Origin of the sequence: Algibacter sp. L1A34, from assembly GCF_009796805.1 — a bacterium.
GTDB lineage: Bacteria > Bacteroidota > Bacteroidia > Flavobacteriales > Flavobacteriaceae > Algibacter.
On sequence record NZ_CP047029.1, the window covers coordinates 2,406,525 to 2,424,912 of the forward strand.

Sequence of the window (18,388 nt, forward strand, 5' to 3'; positions counted from 1 at the left end):
TCTAGTAATAAAGTTTCTTAAGAGCTGGAAATACACAATAATTTCAAAGCAATCTTAACGAGTTATAATGCTTCCTAAAATATAGCGTAAAGAGCCGTAATTGTTTCCGAAATTATATGCAGTCATGATTTTTTTGTTTCTTTTTTTATCAAAAAAAAAAGATGAAGAACTTTAAAAATTTGATTAAAAAAATTATTCTAAATGAAAAGCATTAATATAATTGTATTCTGACTAAATTAAGTTCAAAAAACAAGTATGAAGTTCTCAATTGTTAATGGTAATAGGGTTGAAGCGTTTCCAAAAGGTAAAGGGCTTTGTATATGTTGTAATCAAGAAACTGTTGCTAAATGTGGTTCAAAAATAATCCACCATTGGGCGCATAAAACTCTTGAACATTGCGATAATTGGTGGGAAAATGAAACTGAGTGGCATCGAAAGTGGAAATCTTACTTTCCAATTGAATGGCAAGAAGTCATTCAATATGATAAAATAACTGGTGAGAAACATATTGCAGACATAAAAACAGAAAAAGACTTTGTAATAGAAATTCAAAATTCTCCAATGTCAATTGAAGAACTTAAATCCAGAGAAAAATTTTATAAAAAAATGTTGTGGATTGTTAATGGCGAAAAATTTGTAAAGAACTTCCATATTCTTGGTGAACTTCCAAACCCTAGGGATAAGACTTTTATAGATATTGCATTTGAATCTACAAAAAAAGACCACTTAGGTCGAGGTTTCTTTAAATATTCGGAAAACCCAGATTGGAAAAGTAGCTATGATGAAATAATACTAGTTAGATTGCATGATTATAGTGAGATAAAGAATGAAGTAGAAGAATCTTATATTGGTCATCATTTATTTGATTGGGTAAAAAGACGAGATGTTTGGTTTAGATCCAAAACCGATGTGTTTATTGATTTTGGAGGAGAAGTCTTATGGAAGTTAATGAAATATGACAGTAAAGGTCTTTATTGTGTAAGAAGAATTAATAAGTCTTATTTCATTGGAAAAGCAATTGGTCAAAATAATATGTAGTCTTGATTTTTCTTTCTTCTTTGATCAAGAATTTAAATTCTTGATCAAATCTGAACTTAATAATGATTATTTGTCGAATTTTAAGGTGTCCTAAAAAAGGGAAGCCTACAAAAGCACTAAAAAAATGGACGATGCCCATCAGAAATTGGGGAGTTATACTAAATCAATTTTTAGCTATATTTTAAAATAGGGTTAAGCTATAAATAACTTAACCCTGAAATTTTGAACTTACACACTTTTTAGGATAGTGTTTTTTTAAACCTAATAAGTAGCCAATTATCAGTTAATAAATAATTATTTTCTTTTTTACTTTACCTGTTAACGTTTCCACTATCACAATATAAACACCTGAAGCTGTTTGAAGTGGTAAGGATATAAATGGCTCATTTTTTTTAATACTCCATGCTTTTACTTGTTGTCCTAAAAAATTAAACAAACTAACATTGAGTATTTCTATATCTGCAATTCTATTCAATTCTAATTTGGAAATTGAATTATTCATATAAACATCGACACCTTCAAATAAAGCCACCGCTTCCGTAGTTTTTAAAAGGGACTGAAATACAAGTAAAAATCTATTTTTATATTCACCTGCCTCTAAATTAATTTCAAAAGTTTTATTTGTAATATCATGTGTTTCACCTGTTAAAATGTCTTTAATATAAAGAGAAGTGTTTTTTTCTACATTTTCTAACTCATCCACATTAATACTTATAAGTCCACCTGTTTTTGTTTGAATCCCTATGGGAATTTCTTTGTCAAAACCAAATTCATTAGTGACTTGGATGGCGTATTTTTTATTGTCAAGATCCCAATAGATATCATTATCAGAAACCTCGTAGATTTCGGCATCGTACCCCCAATCTACAGCATCCGACGTGTTTTTATCAAGAGTCAGTAAAATTTGATGGTGATTTAATTCAGGGGAATCAAAACCAATTCTGAATTTTGGCCTGAAATCATCTCCTTGCATAGTAGCGGTTTCCGATTTTGAATTATTGGATTTCATAAAAATAGAATTTCCAGAAGATTCCTTTATAAAAACACGCTGACTATTATTAAATTGAATTTGTCCGCCATCTGCATCACCCACAACAAAAAAGCCCTGACCAGCAGGAATATATTGCTTTGGTACGCCTTTTACTGACGTTCCTATAGTGCTCATGCCTGGAACAGGTGGGTTTGAAGACGCTGAAATGGCACCACCTTTAGAATAGGTTGCATAACCTCCTTGATAATCTGCCAAATAATGGGTGTCGCCGCCATAATGTTCCCCCAAATAAATAGTTCCAGTTATTGAACCTGTTCCCAGCGCTAATCCATTGTCATCAATAAACTTATTAGCATCTATGGCAGAAGGATAAGGGTTTCCAATCAAATATTCATTATTAGCGCCTATAGTTAATTCAATAATACCATTATTTGGTTGGCCCAAAAACGTATAGTTTTGTTCTGTGGCATCGGTATTTGAACCTTTCATGGAATAGCCTTGTCCAACCTTTAAATCCCCTGAATTACCAACTCTAGTCCAAGCGCTATAACCCAAATTAGAATCTTCTAGTTTGTACATCCAATAGGTACTAAGTTTAATTGGTGAACTTGGTATCCCGTCAGCATATGTATAAGGTGCATCAAAATCAATAGTTTTAATAGCGTTTGGGTCTGTACCATCATTTAAAACGTCTCCAATCGTATAATTTGCTCCAATTGAGTGAACCGGCGAGCTCCAATAATTATATCTAAAATTATTACCCGTTCCTTGTTGGTCAATTTCTATAGAGCCTGTACTTGCCGCATCAAAAATACTTCCGGTATTTTGTAATAATTGCGATCCTCCTTCTAAGTCAATTTTGCCATTCAGCATTAAATTCGTGGTAACCTGTAAACTATTGCTTATTATGTTTAATGAAGCACCACTTTGAATTTCAAGATTTTTTGCAAGACCAGCATTATCAGGTTCCGCTCCAATTATTGGGTATGTTGTTACTACAGGAATAATATTAATTAAATCATTTAAAGTAGTAGGAGTACCGCAGGTCCAGTTTCCTGCATCATTCCAATCTGAACTGGTTGCTCCTGTCCAATAATTTATGGTTGGTGTAATTACCACATTTACTGAACCAACCGAAGGACTGCAACCACCAGCATTTGTAACTGTAAAAGTATAGGTATTTGCATTTGCGGTTACCAATCCTGTACCCGAAATACTAACCACGCTTGGTGTAAAGGTATAGGTGCTGGTAGCATTGTAGTTTATAATCTGGAAACTTCCTGATGTCATACCGCATGTTGGTTGAGTAACGTTACCTACTCTCGGGATTCCATGATCTACTTCCGATCCATAAACAGAAATAGCCCCAGTCGTAGAAAGCATTCTACCTGTTATTTTACCGCCCGAACCTATATCGACCGCTCCAGGATTACTAATTAGATTTCCGCTGATAGTTGTTGAAGCCGCCATTGAAATGGCACCACCAGACAACCAAAATATTTTATCTGATGAAGCGCAATTAATCAAAACTACGGTCGTACCTGCAGCAGTTGATAAAGCACCGCCTATTTTAAAGATGAATTCCGCATTTGGGTCTCCTTGAGCATCTAAAGTAAGCGTCCCAGCTATAGAGGCTGCACCGGCTTGATAATAAACCCCTGGAGTTAACGTCTCACTACCAAAAACCGGAAGATGAGTGTCTGTAGTTACGGCAGTGTTTATTTGAACAACAACAGCATTTAAATCTAAGGCCGCTTGTGAGGAAATAGCATTTGTGTTTTGAATACTCCCTTTTACAACTGACGGAGGTCCAAAACCAGATATCGCACCTGAATTCGTGCCAATATCATTTGAGATATATGAAGTACTAGTGTTCGATACCGCGCCGGTGTTTGTGTAAAGAGAAAAATTTTCAATGGATTCAAGATTAATTTGAGACTCAGCTCTATCAATTCTTAAGAAAAATATAATAATCAGAAAAATGGGAAACAAGAATTTTGTTGTCGGAATCATAAATTTGGGTATTAAGATTTGTACTAATCATACCCTTTAGGTGAAAGTTGTCAAACAACCATTTGCTACCTGTGAATTTGTATAATTGGGGCTTCAATTATCACTTAAATGCGAAAGTAGGTATAATTAACTAAGGGCACTGTCTTATTATAATAGATTAGTTTTAATATCGAGTAAGTAAAAAAAAGTAAAGGTTTTTATATTGTTCGCTGGAAACGATTGATAATTGTGTGTAAAATAAATTGCTATAGCAATTTGATTTTATAAAACAATCGAGCGCTTGGTAGCGGCTATTTTACATAACGACTAATTATAGATACAAATGTTTATAAACTCTGCCTAGCAAACGGCTTAATAGTTTAATAACCTAAGTTCAAATTATTCTAATGAAAATGAATGCTTCTGGGTTATTTAACTTAATATAGAATTATAGCTATCAAATGGACTTCTCTCATATAACACCAATAATAGCATTTGTACTATAATGTTCTGCGTTATGTAACTTGGGCTTTGGTAAAAAGTGAAAGTTTTTACTATAGTTTCTTGAAAAATTTTATTCTCAAAAGTTTCTTCTGCTATGTTAATGGAACACTTTTTATGAGACGACCTAGGAGGGAAGTGTAATATGTGTGAAATGGATTAATTATAAAATTCTAATTTAAGATTAAAAGCCTACAAAAAATGGAAGCCTACAAAAGCACTAAAAAAATGGACGATGCCCATTAGAAATTGGGGAGTTATACTAAATCAATTTTTAGCTATATTTGAAAACAGGATTAAGCTATAAATAACTTAACCCTGAAATTTTCAACTTATACACTTTTTAGGATAGTGTCTTTTTTAATCTAATAAGTAGCCAATTATCAGTTAATAAATAATTATTTTCTTTTTTACTTTACCTGTTAACGTTTCCACTATCACAATATAAACACCTGAAGCGGTTTGAAGTGGTAAGGATATAAATGGCTTATAAGTCCTCCTTCTTTTGTTTGAACCCTCGAGGGCATTCAACTAAGGGTTTACACCTTTTACAGTAGATAAATTTGATACTCCTCCTTTAAAAAGAAAAACAAATCCAGATCTAATAGGGCTATTTCCTGGCTTTTCGTTAGGAGCAGCAACCAATAAATCACACTTATTATCATTATTAATATCAGAACCAATCAAAGAGGCACCAAATAAATCGCCATTCTCATTCTGGCCAAGTCCCTTTTGATCGATGCCTTGCCATGGCGTCAATTTACTATTATTCCCTTTAAAAATCATAACATAACCTGATTTAGGTGAATCGCCAGGAGCTTCACCAGGAAGGCCAACAGCAAGGTCGTCTTTTCCGTCTCCGTTAAAATCACCAACTGTGAGTGACGCCCCGAATTGATCGCCATTTTCGTTCTGCCCTAATCCCGTCTGATCAATTCCTTGCCATGGAATAAGACCGGCTGTAGAACCTTTGAAAGACATTACATATCCAGATTTTGGGGATTGACCAGGAGCTTCTCCGGGAAGACCAATAACAAGATCGTCTTTGTTGTCACCGTTAAAGTCGCCTGCAATCATTGATGCTCCAAAGAGGTCTCCTTTTTCATTTTTCCCTAACCCTTTTTGGTCAATTCCTTGCCATGGGCTAAGACCATTATTAGAACCTTTAAAAGTCATGGCATAACCAGACTTAGGTGAATTACCTGGAGATTCCCCTGGTAGTCCAACAGCAAGGTCATCTTTTCCGTCTCCGTTAAAATCACCAGCCGTCAACGATGCACCAAACTGATCGCCATTCTCATTCTCACCAAGTCCTTTTTGATCGATACCTTGCCACGGCTTAAGGCCAGTGCTAGAACCTTTAAATGTCATTACAAAACCAGACTTAGGCGAATTATCTGGAGATTCCCCTGGTAGTCCGACAGCAAGGTCATCTTTCCCGTCTCCGTTAAAATCACCAGCCGTCAACGATGCACCAAACTGATCTCCATTCTCATTCTTACCAAGTCCTTTTTGATCGATGCCTTGCCACGGAATGAGGCCATTGCTAGAACCCTTAAAAGTCATTACAAAACCAGACTTAGGTGAATTGCCAGGAGATTCCCCTGGTAGTCCAACAGCAAGGTCATCTTTCCCATCTCCGTTAAAATCACCAGCTGTCAACGATGCACCAAATTGGTCGCCTTCCTCATTTTTACCCAATCCTTGTTGATCTAAAGTCTTGTCATAAACAAGAAAATTGTTTGCATTTCCTTTGTAAATTATAACTCTTCCTTCGTTATTTTCGCTGGCCTTAGCGCCAATGGCCACATCTTTAAATCCATCACCATTAAAGTCTCCAGTAGCAAAAGACGACCCAAAGCTTTGAATTACACCATTGCTAGCCTCATCAAAAGTATATCCGCGGTCTGTTTCCATGCCTAGATATGCAGATTGAATTCTAAATATCTGTTCGTTTGTAAATTCTGTTCTACATATTTTAGGAGCGTAGCTCATCATATTTTTTGGGTTTGGGGTATAAGTTTCACCGTTGGAATCTATATTATTTCCTGTGTATTGGCAATTTGAGTTTACTTTTCCAGACAAGCTAGGGTCGGCAGGTGTATCGCATATTTGATCTCCTGCCGATGAACAATTACTTCGATTTACCAATTCGGATCCAGCAGCGGTTTCATGGGTGTGCCATAAATCAAACCAGTGTCCTAATTCATGAGCAAATGTAGATTCGTTTTTAACGTGTGAATTATTCATTAAAATATGTTGTTCTTTTGCATCCTTACTAGGAAAGTTTGCCCAAGATGTACTCGAACTCGGTACGAAATAGACGTTTAATTTTTTAGCAATGTTTCGACTATTGACTGATAAACCAACAATCTCGTCTAAGTATCCGTATGACTTATTGAATATTTGATCCGAATCAATATAATAAATGGCGTCAACGAAAAAATTCATATTAAGAGAAGCATACGCTACGTTAGTTCTAGTTAAGGATACCTGAAGATCAGCTTCTGAAAGTCCTCCTGTTTTGTCACTTCTTCGAACAATATGGGCGGCTATAGGGATGCTTCTTGCGGATCCAAAAAGTTCGCCTCCATTAATTTTTTTGTTTAATGTCAGCTCTTTTAGTTTAAAATTATTTTGCTGAAACTCTATTTTTTTAACATTCTTCAACGTTTCGATAGAATAGTTTTTTACAAATTTTAATCGTTTATTGAATACAGAATTAGAATTACTCCATGCCTTTACATGTTGCTGAGATGGTTTTGCTGTACATTGTGTTTCTTGTGCCCTAAATATGGCAACGGAAAAGAATAATAAGATTGCTGAAATGAATTGAGTTTTCATAATTCTAGTTTTTAATTATAGTTAATGTTTCAAATATGATGATGGTGTTTTTTAAGAGTTCTCTTTTTACACTGAAGTCAAAAAGGGGAGTAAGTAATGAGTCTGTTCTACTTTCCAAATAAACGATACCCTCCAATTGCCTAAAATTATTTCCTGTATTCATATATGAAAACTTTAAGTCATTTGAATTTAACGTTTTAATAAAAATGGTTTTTACATTTGCTTTTTCAATATATTCAGTGATGTTTTTTTTCTTTGCACCTGGGCCTATTTCATACGAAATTAAGAGATGTTGGTCCGGACGCGATACTTCAAAAAACTCAGTATCATCGCCCTCTCCAAATTTTATATTGTAAACATCTGGAACAGTTATGCGATAATGTTGAAGAACCGTAATCGTGGTATCCTGTTTATTTATAGCCATTTCTTTGCTTTCTTTTTTTAGGAACGAACTTCCTCCACATTCGGTAAAACTCAAAAACAGTCCTACAAAGTAGGTTAATAGCAAGTATGATTTCATTAGGTGAATGATTTGTTTAATACAAGAGTAATCTTTAAAACATCTATATAAAAGAGTGTAAAACCTATATTTGAAGAGGGGTTTTACCCTTTTTTTATTTAAATGGCAATCCACGAGAATCGTCTAAAATTTTTTATTACGTACATTTTATCAAATACGTGATTTTTAATAATAGCAAAAAGGTTAGCTTTTATTTTGGCGTTGGCAAGCGTTGGATAATTGTGTGTAAAATAAATTGCCAGAGCAATTTGATTTTATAAAACAATCGAGCGCTTGGTAGCTGCTATTTTACATAACGGCTAATTATAGATACAAATGTTTTTTAAACGCTGCGAAGCAAAACCGATCACTATTTTTCTCATATATTATATTTGTACTATAATGTTCTGCGTTATGTAACTTGAGCTTTGGTTAAAAGCGAAAGTTCCTCTTAAGTTTCTTGAAAAAATTTATCCTAAAATGTTTCTTCTACAATGTTAATGGAACACTTTTTATGCGACGACGTAGGAGGGAAGCATAATGTGTGTGGAATGACAAATATACCTTTGCACGACCATTGCATTAAATAATTTATATATTTGCTACAATGAAATATTTAGCATTCATATTATCAATTTACATCTTCGTACTTAATTTAGCACCTTGTGCAGATTATATACCGACTAATGATGATGCTAAAACTGAAATATCTCAAGCTACGGACGAACATCATCACCAAGATTCAGATTCTTGTTCACCTTTTTGTATTTGTCAATGTTGCCATATTAGTGCTACACATTTTCAATTTGCAGATTTAAAGCTTGATTTTCCTTATATTTCTACTCAAGATTTTCTTTACTTAAACGGTACAGAAAAAGATTTTACTACTTCCATTTTACAGCCACCAAGGGCATAATTCAGTTTTTTAAAGGATAACTATATCCAATTTCGAGCCTATATGGTTCTTTTCATTTCGTGTAATTCTATTTCTTATAGCAGAATTGTATCGAAAAGTTTAACTGAATTAAAATATTTTCTATGATTAATAAAATCATTGATTTTTCAATCAATAACAAATTCATTATTGGTTTGCTAACGCTTACCATTGTTGGAGCAGGTATTTGGAGTATGACCCAAGTACCAATCGATGCTGTTCCAGATATTACCAATAATCAAGTACAAGTCATTACGCAAGCACCCAATTTAGGTACAGAGGACATTGAGCAATTTGTTACGTATCCTGTGGAAGTCGCAATGAGTAACTTACCTGATGTAAAGGAAATCCGTTCCATTTCTCGTTTTGGCTTATCTGTGGTTACTATAGTTTTTGACGATGATATGGGAACTTATCTACCGCGTCAGTTAGTAGCTGAAAAACTAAACGAAGTCAAAGAACAAATTCCGAGTGGTTTTGGAGAGCCAACTATGGGTCCAATTTCTTCTGGATTAGGAGAAATTTATCAATACACACTTAAAGTAAAACCAGAGTATAAAGACAAATATTCGGTTACTGATTTGCGCACAATGCAAGATTGGATTGTACAGCGTCAAATGGCTATGGTAGAAGGTGTTGTTGAAGTAAACGCAATAGGTGGAAAAATTAAACAGTACGAAGTTGCTGTTGACCCAAACGAACTAAAAGCTATTGGTTTAACAATTACCGATGTTTTTGAAGCACTTGAGGCTAACAATCAAAATACAGGTGGTGCATACATTGAAAAGAACCATCAAGCCAATTTTATTCGTGGCGAAGGCTTGGTGCGTAGTTTAGATGATATTAAAAAGATTACGGTTAAAAACACAAACAATATTCCAATTACCGTTGGCGACATTGCTAAGGTACAATTTGGTGCAGCTATTCGTTATGGCGCTTTAACCCAAGATGGAGAAGGCGAAGTAGTTGGTGGATTGGTTATGATGCTTAAAGGCGCTAATTCAAACGATGTTATTGAGAATGTAAAAGTGCGAATGGCTCAAATTGAAAAATCATTGCCAGAAGGAGTCATTATCGAACCTTTGTTAGACCGAAGTAAATTAATAGCAGAAACAACTTCAACAGTCGCTACCAATCTAATTGAAGGTGCATTAATAGTAATATTTGTTCTTATTTTCTTATTAGGCAATTGGCGTGGTGGTTTAATAGTAGCTTCAACAATTCCATTATCACTATTATTCGCATTTATACTAATGAATGTATTTGATGTTTGGGCTAATTTAATGAGCCTGGGAGCAATAGATTTCGGAATTATCGTCGATGGTGCTGTGATTATTGTAGAAAGTACCGTTTTCCTAATTGCTTCGCAAGTTCTAAAGAAAAGGAAATTGACATCCAAAGAGCGTGATGGTGTTGCAGCAAATGCCTCAAAAAAAATGATGAATGCTGCCTTTTTCGGCCAGCTGATTATCCTAATTGTATTTCTACCAATATTAGCATTAGAAGGTATTGAAGGAAAAATGTTCAAACCAATGGCATTGACTTTCATTTTTGCAATGATTGGTGCAATGGTACTTTGTTTGACGTATGTACCAATGATGTCTGCACTTATTTTAAGAGCACCAAAAAATGACAAACAATCATATGGTGATAAATTTGTGCATTGGGTAGAACGTAAATACCAACCGCTATTAGAAAAAGCCTTAAAGAAAGGAAAATTAATAATTGGTGTTTCTGTTGTATTATTTGGTATTGCAGTTTTTATGTTTACAAGAATGGGTGGCGAATTTATTCCACAATTAGATGAAGGTGATATTGCATTTCACGCTATCTTAAAACCCGGTAGCTCACTTACAGAAACGATTGAAACAACTACAAAAATTGAGCAAATTGTAAAAGCAAAGTTTCCAGAAGTCGAAAAAATTGTAAGTCGAATTGGTGTTGCAGAAATACCAACAGATCCAATGCCAATGGATATTGCTGATGTTTTTGTAATACTGAAACCAAAAAGCGAATGGACTACTGTAGAGACAAAAGATGAACTCATTGAAAAAATGAAAGAAGCTGTGGAAATAATTCCTGGTGTTAACTATGAATTTACACAACCCATTGAAATGCGTTTTAATGAATTACTTGAAGGTGTTAGAGAAGATATTGCGATTAAACTTTATGGAGAAGATATAGATCTACTGTCTCAAAAAGCAGAAGAAATATCTAAAATCATTGCTGGTACAGAAGGTATTGGCGATATGAAAGCGGAAGCTACAACAGGTTTGCCACAAATGACAATTACGTATAACAGAAGTAAATTGGCACAATACGGACTTCAAATAAACACATTAAATCAAATTGTACAATCAGCTTTTGCAGGAGGTATAGCAGGAACTATTTTTGAAGGTGAAAAACGATTTGATTTGGTGGTTAGGTTAAGTTCTCATAATCGTAAAGACATAACAGATGTGCAAAATTTGTATATCAACTTACCTTCTGGTGCACAAATTCCACTTCGCGAAGTAGCAGATGTAAGTTACAAAGGAGGTCCAATGCAAATCAGCAGGGACAATACCAATAGAAGAACCTATGTTGGTATCAATGTAAGAGGGCGTGATGTAAAATCATTGGTAACAGAAATAAAATCAAAATTAGATGCACAATTAGAACTGCCTTCTGGTTATTTCATTCGCTATGGTGGTGCTTTTGAAAATTTAGAACGTGCCAGTAACCGTTTACAAACTGTTGTTCCTATTGCCTTGTTACTCATTTTTGTACTAATTTATTTTGCTCTAAAATCGTTATCACAAACGTTGATGATTTACATAGCAATCCCAATGGCAACCATTGGTGGTGTTGTTGCCTTATGGATGCGTGATATGCCTTTTAGTATTTCGGCAGGTGTTGGTTTTATTGTTTTATTTGGTGTTGCAGTATTAAACGGATTGGTAATGATTAGTGGTCTGAATGAGTTAAAAGAAGAAGGTGTTACCAATCTAAAAGATAGAATCATTGAAGGTACAAAGCGAAGAATTAGACCAATTATGTTAACCGCTTTTACAGATGTTTTAGGCTTTTTACCTATGGCAATTTCAGCATCAGCTGGTGCAGAAGTTCAGCGACCTTTAGCAACCGTTGTAATTGGTGGTTTATTAACGTCTACATTATTAACATTATTCGTTTTACCTATATTATATCATTGGGTAGAAAACAAATCATTCAATTTTAGAGCAGGCAAAAAAGTAATTACAGTTACTGCTATGGTAGCTTTTATGTTTTTGTTGCCAATTACAGGAAACGCACAACAAATAAACGATTCGTTACCTAATATTTCAATGCAAGAAGCTGTGAAATTGGCTAAAGAAAACTATCCAAGTTTAAAACAACAACAGCTTGAAATTGATAAGCAACAACAATTAAAAGGAACTGCTTTCGATTTTGGTACTACCCAAATTTTTACGGGTGGCGAAGAAATCAACAATGGTACAGGTATTTATACAACTATAGGTATTGGTCAATCAAATATAGACGTGTTTGGTATTTCACCAAAGAGAAAATTACAGGAGCAACGTATTCAGTTAGCCCAAAAAGCCTTTCAGCTTTCAGAATTAGCTTTAGAATTGGAAGTAAAAAAAGCTTGGGCAAATGCCTTACAGAGTAAAAGGAATTATAATTTATACAAAGAGTTAGATTCTATTTATACCAACTTTGAAAAATCAGTTGCATTAAATTATGAAGTCGAAGCAATTTCACGTTTAGAATATTCGGCTGCCAAAAATCAAGCCTTACAAATTCAGAATAAATTTATGCAATCAAAAAGTGACTATGTTATTGCATTACAACAGTTAAACCTTTGGTTGGTTTCAGATGGATTTTTTACGGTTTCAGATGAAATTAATATTGAGAGCGAATTAAATGTAGATTCCTTCAGTTTAGAAGCACACCCTATATTTACTATTTCTCAACTTCAAGTCACAGAAGCAGAAACAAACTATAAAGCTGCTAAAGCCGAAAATTTACCAAAATTCAACCTTCAAGGTGGCTTGCAAAAAGTAAATGGAAATTCTGGATTTTATAGCTATCAGGCTGGTATTTCCATACCGTTTTTATCAGGTACAACAAAAGCACAAATTAGAACAGCCAAAATTGATAGACAAATTGCCGAATCAAATATGCAGTTCAAACAAAAGGAAGTACAATCTAAATTTAATCAAGCTAAAGAAAATTACCAAAAATGGAAAACATCTTGGCTGTTCTATAAGAATGAAGTATTACCACTTATTAAAGAACAAAAAACAGGTGCTTTGTTTGCTTATAGAGAAGGAGAGATTGATTACACAGCGTTTACACAACTTATTAAAGAAGCTATTCAATCGGAACTGGAAGCACAAACAGCGTTAGCAAACTATTTAGAAAGTATATTTCAATTACAATATTTTAATCAATAAGAAAATGAAAAATAGATTATATAAATTTTTAACCATAATAATGTTATCCATTTTTGTTTCTGCTTGCGGAAATAAAGAAAGCCACAAAGCAGGTGATGGTCATTCTAATAACGAAGAACAAAAAACTGAAGAAAAAGATGACCATAGCGAAGGCGAAGAAGTGATGCTTTCAGAACAACAGTTTGAAGCCTTAAAAATGAAAATAGACACCATTGCTTCACGCAATATGAGTGGCTATGTGGAAGCCAATGGGACTTTAGAAGTGCCACCACAAAACGAAGCTGCCATAACATCAGTAGTTGGTGCTAATGTAGTTTCTATTGAAGTGATTGAAGGAGACAAAGTGAATAAAGGTCAAGTAGTGGCATATCTGTCACATCCAAATATTATTCAAATGCAAACCAATTATTTAAATGCGTATAGTGATAGTAATTTTTTAAAGAAAAATTATGAGCGTCAACAAAAACTTTACAATGCAGGTGTAGGATCTGGCGCAAATTACCAAAAAGCTGAAGCAGAATATGAAGCCTCAAAGGCAATGGTTAAGGGATTGGAAGCTCAATTGAGATTATTAAACATTAATTCCTCATCAGTACGAAATGGAACAATTGCTCAAAGTATATCATTACGCAGTCCTATTGAAGGCTATGTGCAAACAGTAGAAGTAAAAACAGGACAGTATGTTGAACCACAAACCGAACTCTTTGAAATCGTAAACACACATCACGTTCACGCTGATTTAATGGTGTTTGAAAAAGATGTGTATAAAGTTAAGAAAGGTCAAAAAGTAACCTTTAATGTACAAACAATGCAAGATGAAGAATTAATAGCACAAATATATTCGGTAAGTAAAACTTTCGAAGACAATCCTAAAGCGGTACACGTACATGCAGAAATTGAGAATAAAAAAGGGATTCTTATTCCTGGAATGTATATTCAAGGAAAAATTCAAACAGAAAATACGGAAACTATGGCGTTGCCCGAAAGTGCCATAGTAAAAGAAGGCGATAGATTTTTCGTGTTTTCGGCAGAAAGAGAAAATAATGATTGGAGCTTTAAACCCATTGAAGTTATTTTGAGTGCAAAAGATGGCAATTGGATAGCAGTTCAATTTACTGAAGAACAAGATAAAACCACAAAATTTGCTTATAATAATGCGTATTATTTAATAGCTGAAATGAAAAAAGGCGAAACAGAACACGAACATTAATTATGCAAACAATAGAACAATTATTAGGGTCAAAAAGTATACGAGTTACGGCAATGCGTTTACTTATTTATAAGTTTCTTGCAGAGAAACAAGTAGCAGTAACTTTAAGTGATATCGAAAATGCTTTTGATAAAGCAGATAGAACGACATTGTATAGAACAGTAAAAACATTTGAGGAAAAAGCGATAGTGCATCAAATAGATGATGGCACAGGAATTACTAAATATGCTTTGTGTGAAAACGGATGTAATTGCGAGATTGAAACCGATTTGCATTTGCATTTTCATTGCAATAACTGTAATGTAACCATTTGCTTAACAGATCATAAAATTCCCCAGATTAAAGTGCCAGAAGGCTTCGTTTCAGAAAATGTAAACTTGGTGGTAAAAGGTATTTGTGATAAATGTAGTGGACAATAATGCACTTCCATTGCATTGAAATTTAAAGCATTTTTGTATCAAATTAGAAACTATGTTATTATTCGCTTATCTCGTATTATATTTTTTATTAGTCTTTGTATTAAGGTCCTTATTACTATGGAAAAAAACAGGTATAAACCCATTTACGTTTAATAAAACTGATGATGCTCACGGATTTAATGGCAAGGTATTTACATTTATCTCGTTTTTGGAATTAATAGTTGTTGGAATCTATGCTTTTAAAAGTGAATGGTATGAATACTTGCTTCCATTTTGGTATTTAGAAAACTCTACTTTACAAAAGATTGGTTGGGCACTTTTGTTTCTATCGTTAATTGTAGTATGGATTTCTCAAAGCCAAATGGCGAATTCTTGGAGAATTGGGATTGATGAAAATAACAAAACTAAATTAGTAACAAATGGAATGTTTTCAATTTCAAGAAACCCAATTTTTCTTGGTATTATGATAGCAAATATCGGATTGTTTTTAGTGATACCAAACACTTTTACATTATTAATAATTTCATTATCAACAATTAGTATAAATACCCAAATTAGATTAGAAGAAGAGTTTTTAAAAAGAGAATTCGAGAATAATTATTTAGAGTATGCAAAAAAAGTAAGACGTTGGATATAAATATTTCTTATCTAAAGAATTAAATAATGATGAAAAAAAAGAAAATCAATTTAAGAGATTTAAAACCAAATTCAGAAGAGCAACACAGTCACGATGATGGTCATAATCATAGTGGTAATTCCAGTAATATAAAAGCCTATATTCCAGCAATCATAAGTTTTTCAATGCTTATTATTGGTATTTGGTTAGACTATTTTGATGTTACCTTTTTCAAGGATTGGATTCGCATTATATGGTATGGTATTGCTTATTTGCCAGTCGGACTTCCTGTTGTAAAGGAAGGTTGGGAAAGTATTAAAAAAGGCGATGTGTTTACAGAGTTCTTTTTAATGTCCATTGCAACAATTGGCGCATTCATCATTGGCGAATATCCTGAAGGTGTTGCAGTAATGTTGTTTTACGCAGTTGGCGAATTATTCCAAAATGCAGCAGTAAACAGAGCAAAAGGAAATATAAAAGCCTTGCTTGATGTACGACCTAATGAAGCTTTGGTTTATCGTAACAATGATTATGTATTGGTAAGTCCCGAAACGGTTGAACTTGGCGAAAAAGTGCAAGTACGTGTGGGAGAAAAAATCCCTTTGGATGGGATTCTACTTTCCGACAAAGGCTCATTCAACACAGCAGCATTAACAGGCGAAAGCAAACCTGATACGATTGCAAAAGGCGAAAAAGTATTTGCTGGGAGCATTAATTTGGACGGTGTAATTGAAATAGAAACCACCAAAGAATTTAAAGATAGTTCCATTGCAAGAATTTTGGATATGGTACAGAACGCAACAGCTCGCAAATCTAAAACAGAATTATTCATTAGAAAATTTGCACGTATTTATACGCCAATAGTTGTGTTTTTAGCAATTGGAGTTACGTTTCTACCATACCTTTTTGTAGATGATTATGTTTTTAGAGATTGGTTATACAGAGCCTTAATTTTCTTGGTGATTTCTTGTCCTTGTGCCTTGGTTATTTCTATTCCTTTGGGCTATTTCGGCGGTTTGGGAGCAGCTTCAAAAAATGGAATTTTATTTAAAGGAGCTTCGTTTTTAGATGCAATGACCAAGATAAATACATTGGTAATGGATAAGACAGGAACAGTTACTAAAGGTGTTTTCAAAATAAAAGAAATCAAAGCAATTGGTTGGGATGAAAAAGAGTTTATGAAGTTCCTGATGGCTATGGAAGAACAATCAACACATCCAATCGCTAAAGCCATTTTGGAATATAAAGCAGAAGGCGAAGATTATGAAGCTTCCGAAGTGTCTGAAATCGCAGGCAAAGGTTTAAAAGGTATCGTGAATGGCAAGACTGTTTTAGTTGGTAATAAAGCCCTAATGACAGCCAATAATATTAATGTTTTAGAGGAAACGGAAACTATCGTAGAATCTATAGTATTAGTTTCTGTAGACAATTCATTTGCAGGTTATGTTGTCATTGCAGATGAATTAAAAGAAGATGCAAAAGAAACGATTATTGCGTTACATAAAGTAGGTGTCAAAAATATAATGATGCTCTCTGGCGACAAGGATTCCATTACTCAAAAAGTAGCTTCCGAATTAAAAATCGAAATAGCTAAAGGCGGTTTATTACCAGAAGACAAGCTAAATGAAGTCGAGCTTTTAAAACAAAACCCAGAAAATAAAATTGCGTTTATTGGTGATGGAATTAATGATGCGCCAGTTTTAGCAGCAAGTGATGTAGGAATTGCAATGGGTGGTTTAGGAAGTGATGTCGCTATTGAAACAGCAGATGTTATTATTCAAACAGACCAACCTTCAAAAGTGGTAAAGGCGATTAAAATTAGTCGTTCCACAAGAAAAATCGTTTGGCAAAACATCATTTTAGCATTTGGTGTCAAAGTAATTGTACTGATTTTAGGAGCAGGTGGTTTAGCTACAATGTGGGAAGCAGTATTTGCAGATGTTGGTGTGGCTTTATTAGCAATCTTAAACGCTGTACGATTACAGAAAATGACTTGGAGTTAGTACCCAAAACCCTCTGTATTTTGTTATTCCACAAAAAGAAATTATGTGGGTTTAAGTTAAATGTTTTTTATTATTTTATGTAAAATAGAACCTCGATGTTAAACTTGACCTCTTAAAATTTTGGTAAAACAATAGGTGAGAGGAGCGTACATATTTTAGGGGTTTAGTAGTAATGCTTTTTAATTATTACAAAATATGCAACGAATTTCAAAGCAATCTTGATTAGTTAAAATGCTTCCTAAAATATAGCGTAACGAGGCGTAATTGTTTCCAAAAGTTTATGCAGTCTTGATTTTTTTGTTTCTTTTTTTATCAAGAAAAAAAGAATTAATAAAACCTTTAGAAGTTTAAAATATTAATTTCTATTTTACATAATATTAATAGTTGCAATCAAAAAAGAAAGTTTAAATAATAACTAGAGAATATAGTAAGTGCTTAGAATTTTATTTTTACTCACATCTTTATGTACTGTTGAAGTTTAAAGGTGTTCGTGAATCTCCTGGAAAGTCGATTTCATAAAATTTAAGCTCTTACGGAAAGCCACGAGAATCGTCTAAAATTTTTTATTACGTACATTTTATCGAATACGCGATTTTTAATAAGAGCAAAAAGGTTAGCTTTTATTTTGGTGCTGGCAAGCGTTGGATAATTGTGTGTAAAATAAATTGCCAGAGCAATTTGATTTTATAAAACAATCGAGCGCTTGGTAGCGGCTATTTTACATAACGGCTAATTATAGATACAAATGTTTTTTAAACGCTGCGAAGCAAACCGCTTATTAGTTTAATGACCCAAGTTCCAATTATTCTTATGAAAACAAATGCTTCTGGGATATTTTACATAATACTACATTATAGCTTACGAATATAAATGAAACTCAGGATATAAAACGGCTTTTACAT

Annotated in this window: 10 protein-coding genes; 7 read left to right on the forward strand and 3 right to left on the reverse strand. The window is 33.8% G+C overall.

Annotated features, from left to right (window positions below; translation table 11 throughout):
* Positions 1–255 precede the first annotated feature (255 nt).
* Positions 256–1,038 (forward strand): competence protein CoiA, encoded by a 783-nt coding sequence (locus GQR97_RS10290; RefSeq protein ID WP_158848060.1) that lies wholly within the window; start codon positions 256–258, stop codon positions 1,036–1,038.
* A gap of 283 nt (positions 1,039–1,321) precedes the next feature.
* Here GQR97_RS10290 and GQR97_RS10295 read toward each other — a convergent pair whose 3' ends face one another.
* The 3 genes from GQR97_RS10295 to GQR97_RS10305 all read right to left on the reverse strand — a co-directional run bounded on the left by GQR97_RS10295 (position 1,322) and on the right by GQR97_RS10305 (position 7,886).
* Positions 1,322–4,042: an ice-binding family protein gene (locus GQR97_RS10295; RefSeq protein ID WP_158848062.1), complete on the reverse strand. Its 2,721-nt coding sequence runs from the start codon at positions 4,040–4,042 to the stop codon at positions 1,322–1,324.
* 1,011 nt (positions 4,043–5,053) lie between these two features.
* Entirely contained in the window at positions 5,054–7,366 is a 2,313-nt protein-coding gene (locus GQR97_RS10300; protein ID WP_158848064.1) for an FG-GAP-like repeat-containing protein, read from the reverse strand.
* A 4-nt stretch (positions 7,367–7,370) separates the two neighbouring features.
* Positions 7,371–7,886 carry a hypothetical protein gene (locus GQR97_RS10305; RefSeq protein ID WP_158848066.1) on the reverse strand — a complete coding sequence of 172 codons (516 nt, stop codon included), beginning with the start codon at positions 7,884–7,886 and terminating at the stop codon, positions 7,371–7,373.
* A gap of 586 nt (positions 7,887–8,472) precedes the next feature.
* On the opposite strand from GQR97_RS10305, the gene GQR97_RS10310 reads away from it, so the two are divergent.
* From GQR97_RS10310 to GQR97_RS10335, 6 genes are all read left to right on the forward strand, one after another.
* Positions 8,473–8,781 (forward strand): DUF6660 family protein, encoded by a 309-nt coding sequence (locus GQR97_RS10310; protein ID WP_158848068.1) that lies wholly within the window; start codon positions 8,473–8,475, stop codon positions 8,779–8,781.
* Positions 8,782–8,903: 122 nt separating this feature from the next.
* On the forward strand, positions 8,904–13,238 hold the full coding sequence (locus GQR97_RS10315; RefSeq protein ID WP_158848070.1) for a CusA/CzcA family heavy metal efflux RND transporter: 4,335 nt from the start codon (positions 8,904–8,906) through the stop codon (positions 13,236–13,238).
* A gap of 4 nt (positions 13,239–13,242) precedes the next feature.
* Complete coding sequence (locus tag GQR97_RS10320; RefSeq protein ID WP_158848072.1) at positions 13,243–14,448, forward strand: efflux RND transporter periplasmic adaptor subunit; 1,206 nt, start codon at positions 13,243–13,245, stop codon at positions 14,446–14,448.
* 2 nt (positions 14,449–14,450) lie between these two features.
* Positions 14,451–14,867 (forward strand): Fur family transcriptional regulator, encoded by a 417-nt coding sequence (locus tag GQR97_RS10325; RefSeq protein ID WP_158848074.1) that lies wholly within the window; start codon positions 14,451–14,453, stop codon positions 14,865–14,867.
* A gap of 52 nt (positions 14,868–14,919) precedes the next feature.
* Positions 14,920–15,504, forward strand: a complete 585-nt coding sequence (locus GQR97_RS10330; protein ID WP_158848076.1) for a methyltransferase family protein — start codon at positions 14,920–14,922, stop codon at positions 15,502–15,504.
* Between the two features lie 29 nt (positions 15,505–15,533).
* The gene (locus GQR97_RS10335; protein ID WP_158851741.1) at positions 15,534–17,486 is read left to right on the forward strand and encodes a heavy metal translocating P-type ATPase; all 1,953 of its coding nucleotides are present in this window, start codon (positions 15,534–15,536) and stop codon (positions 17,484–17,486) included.
* Positions 17,487–18,388: the final 902 nt, after the last annotated feature.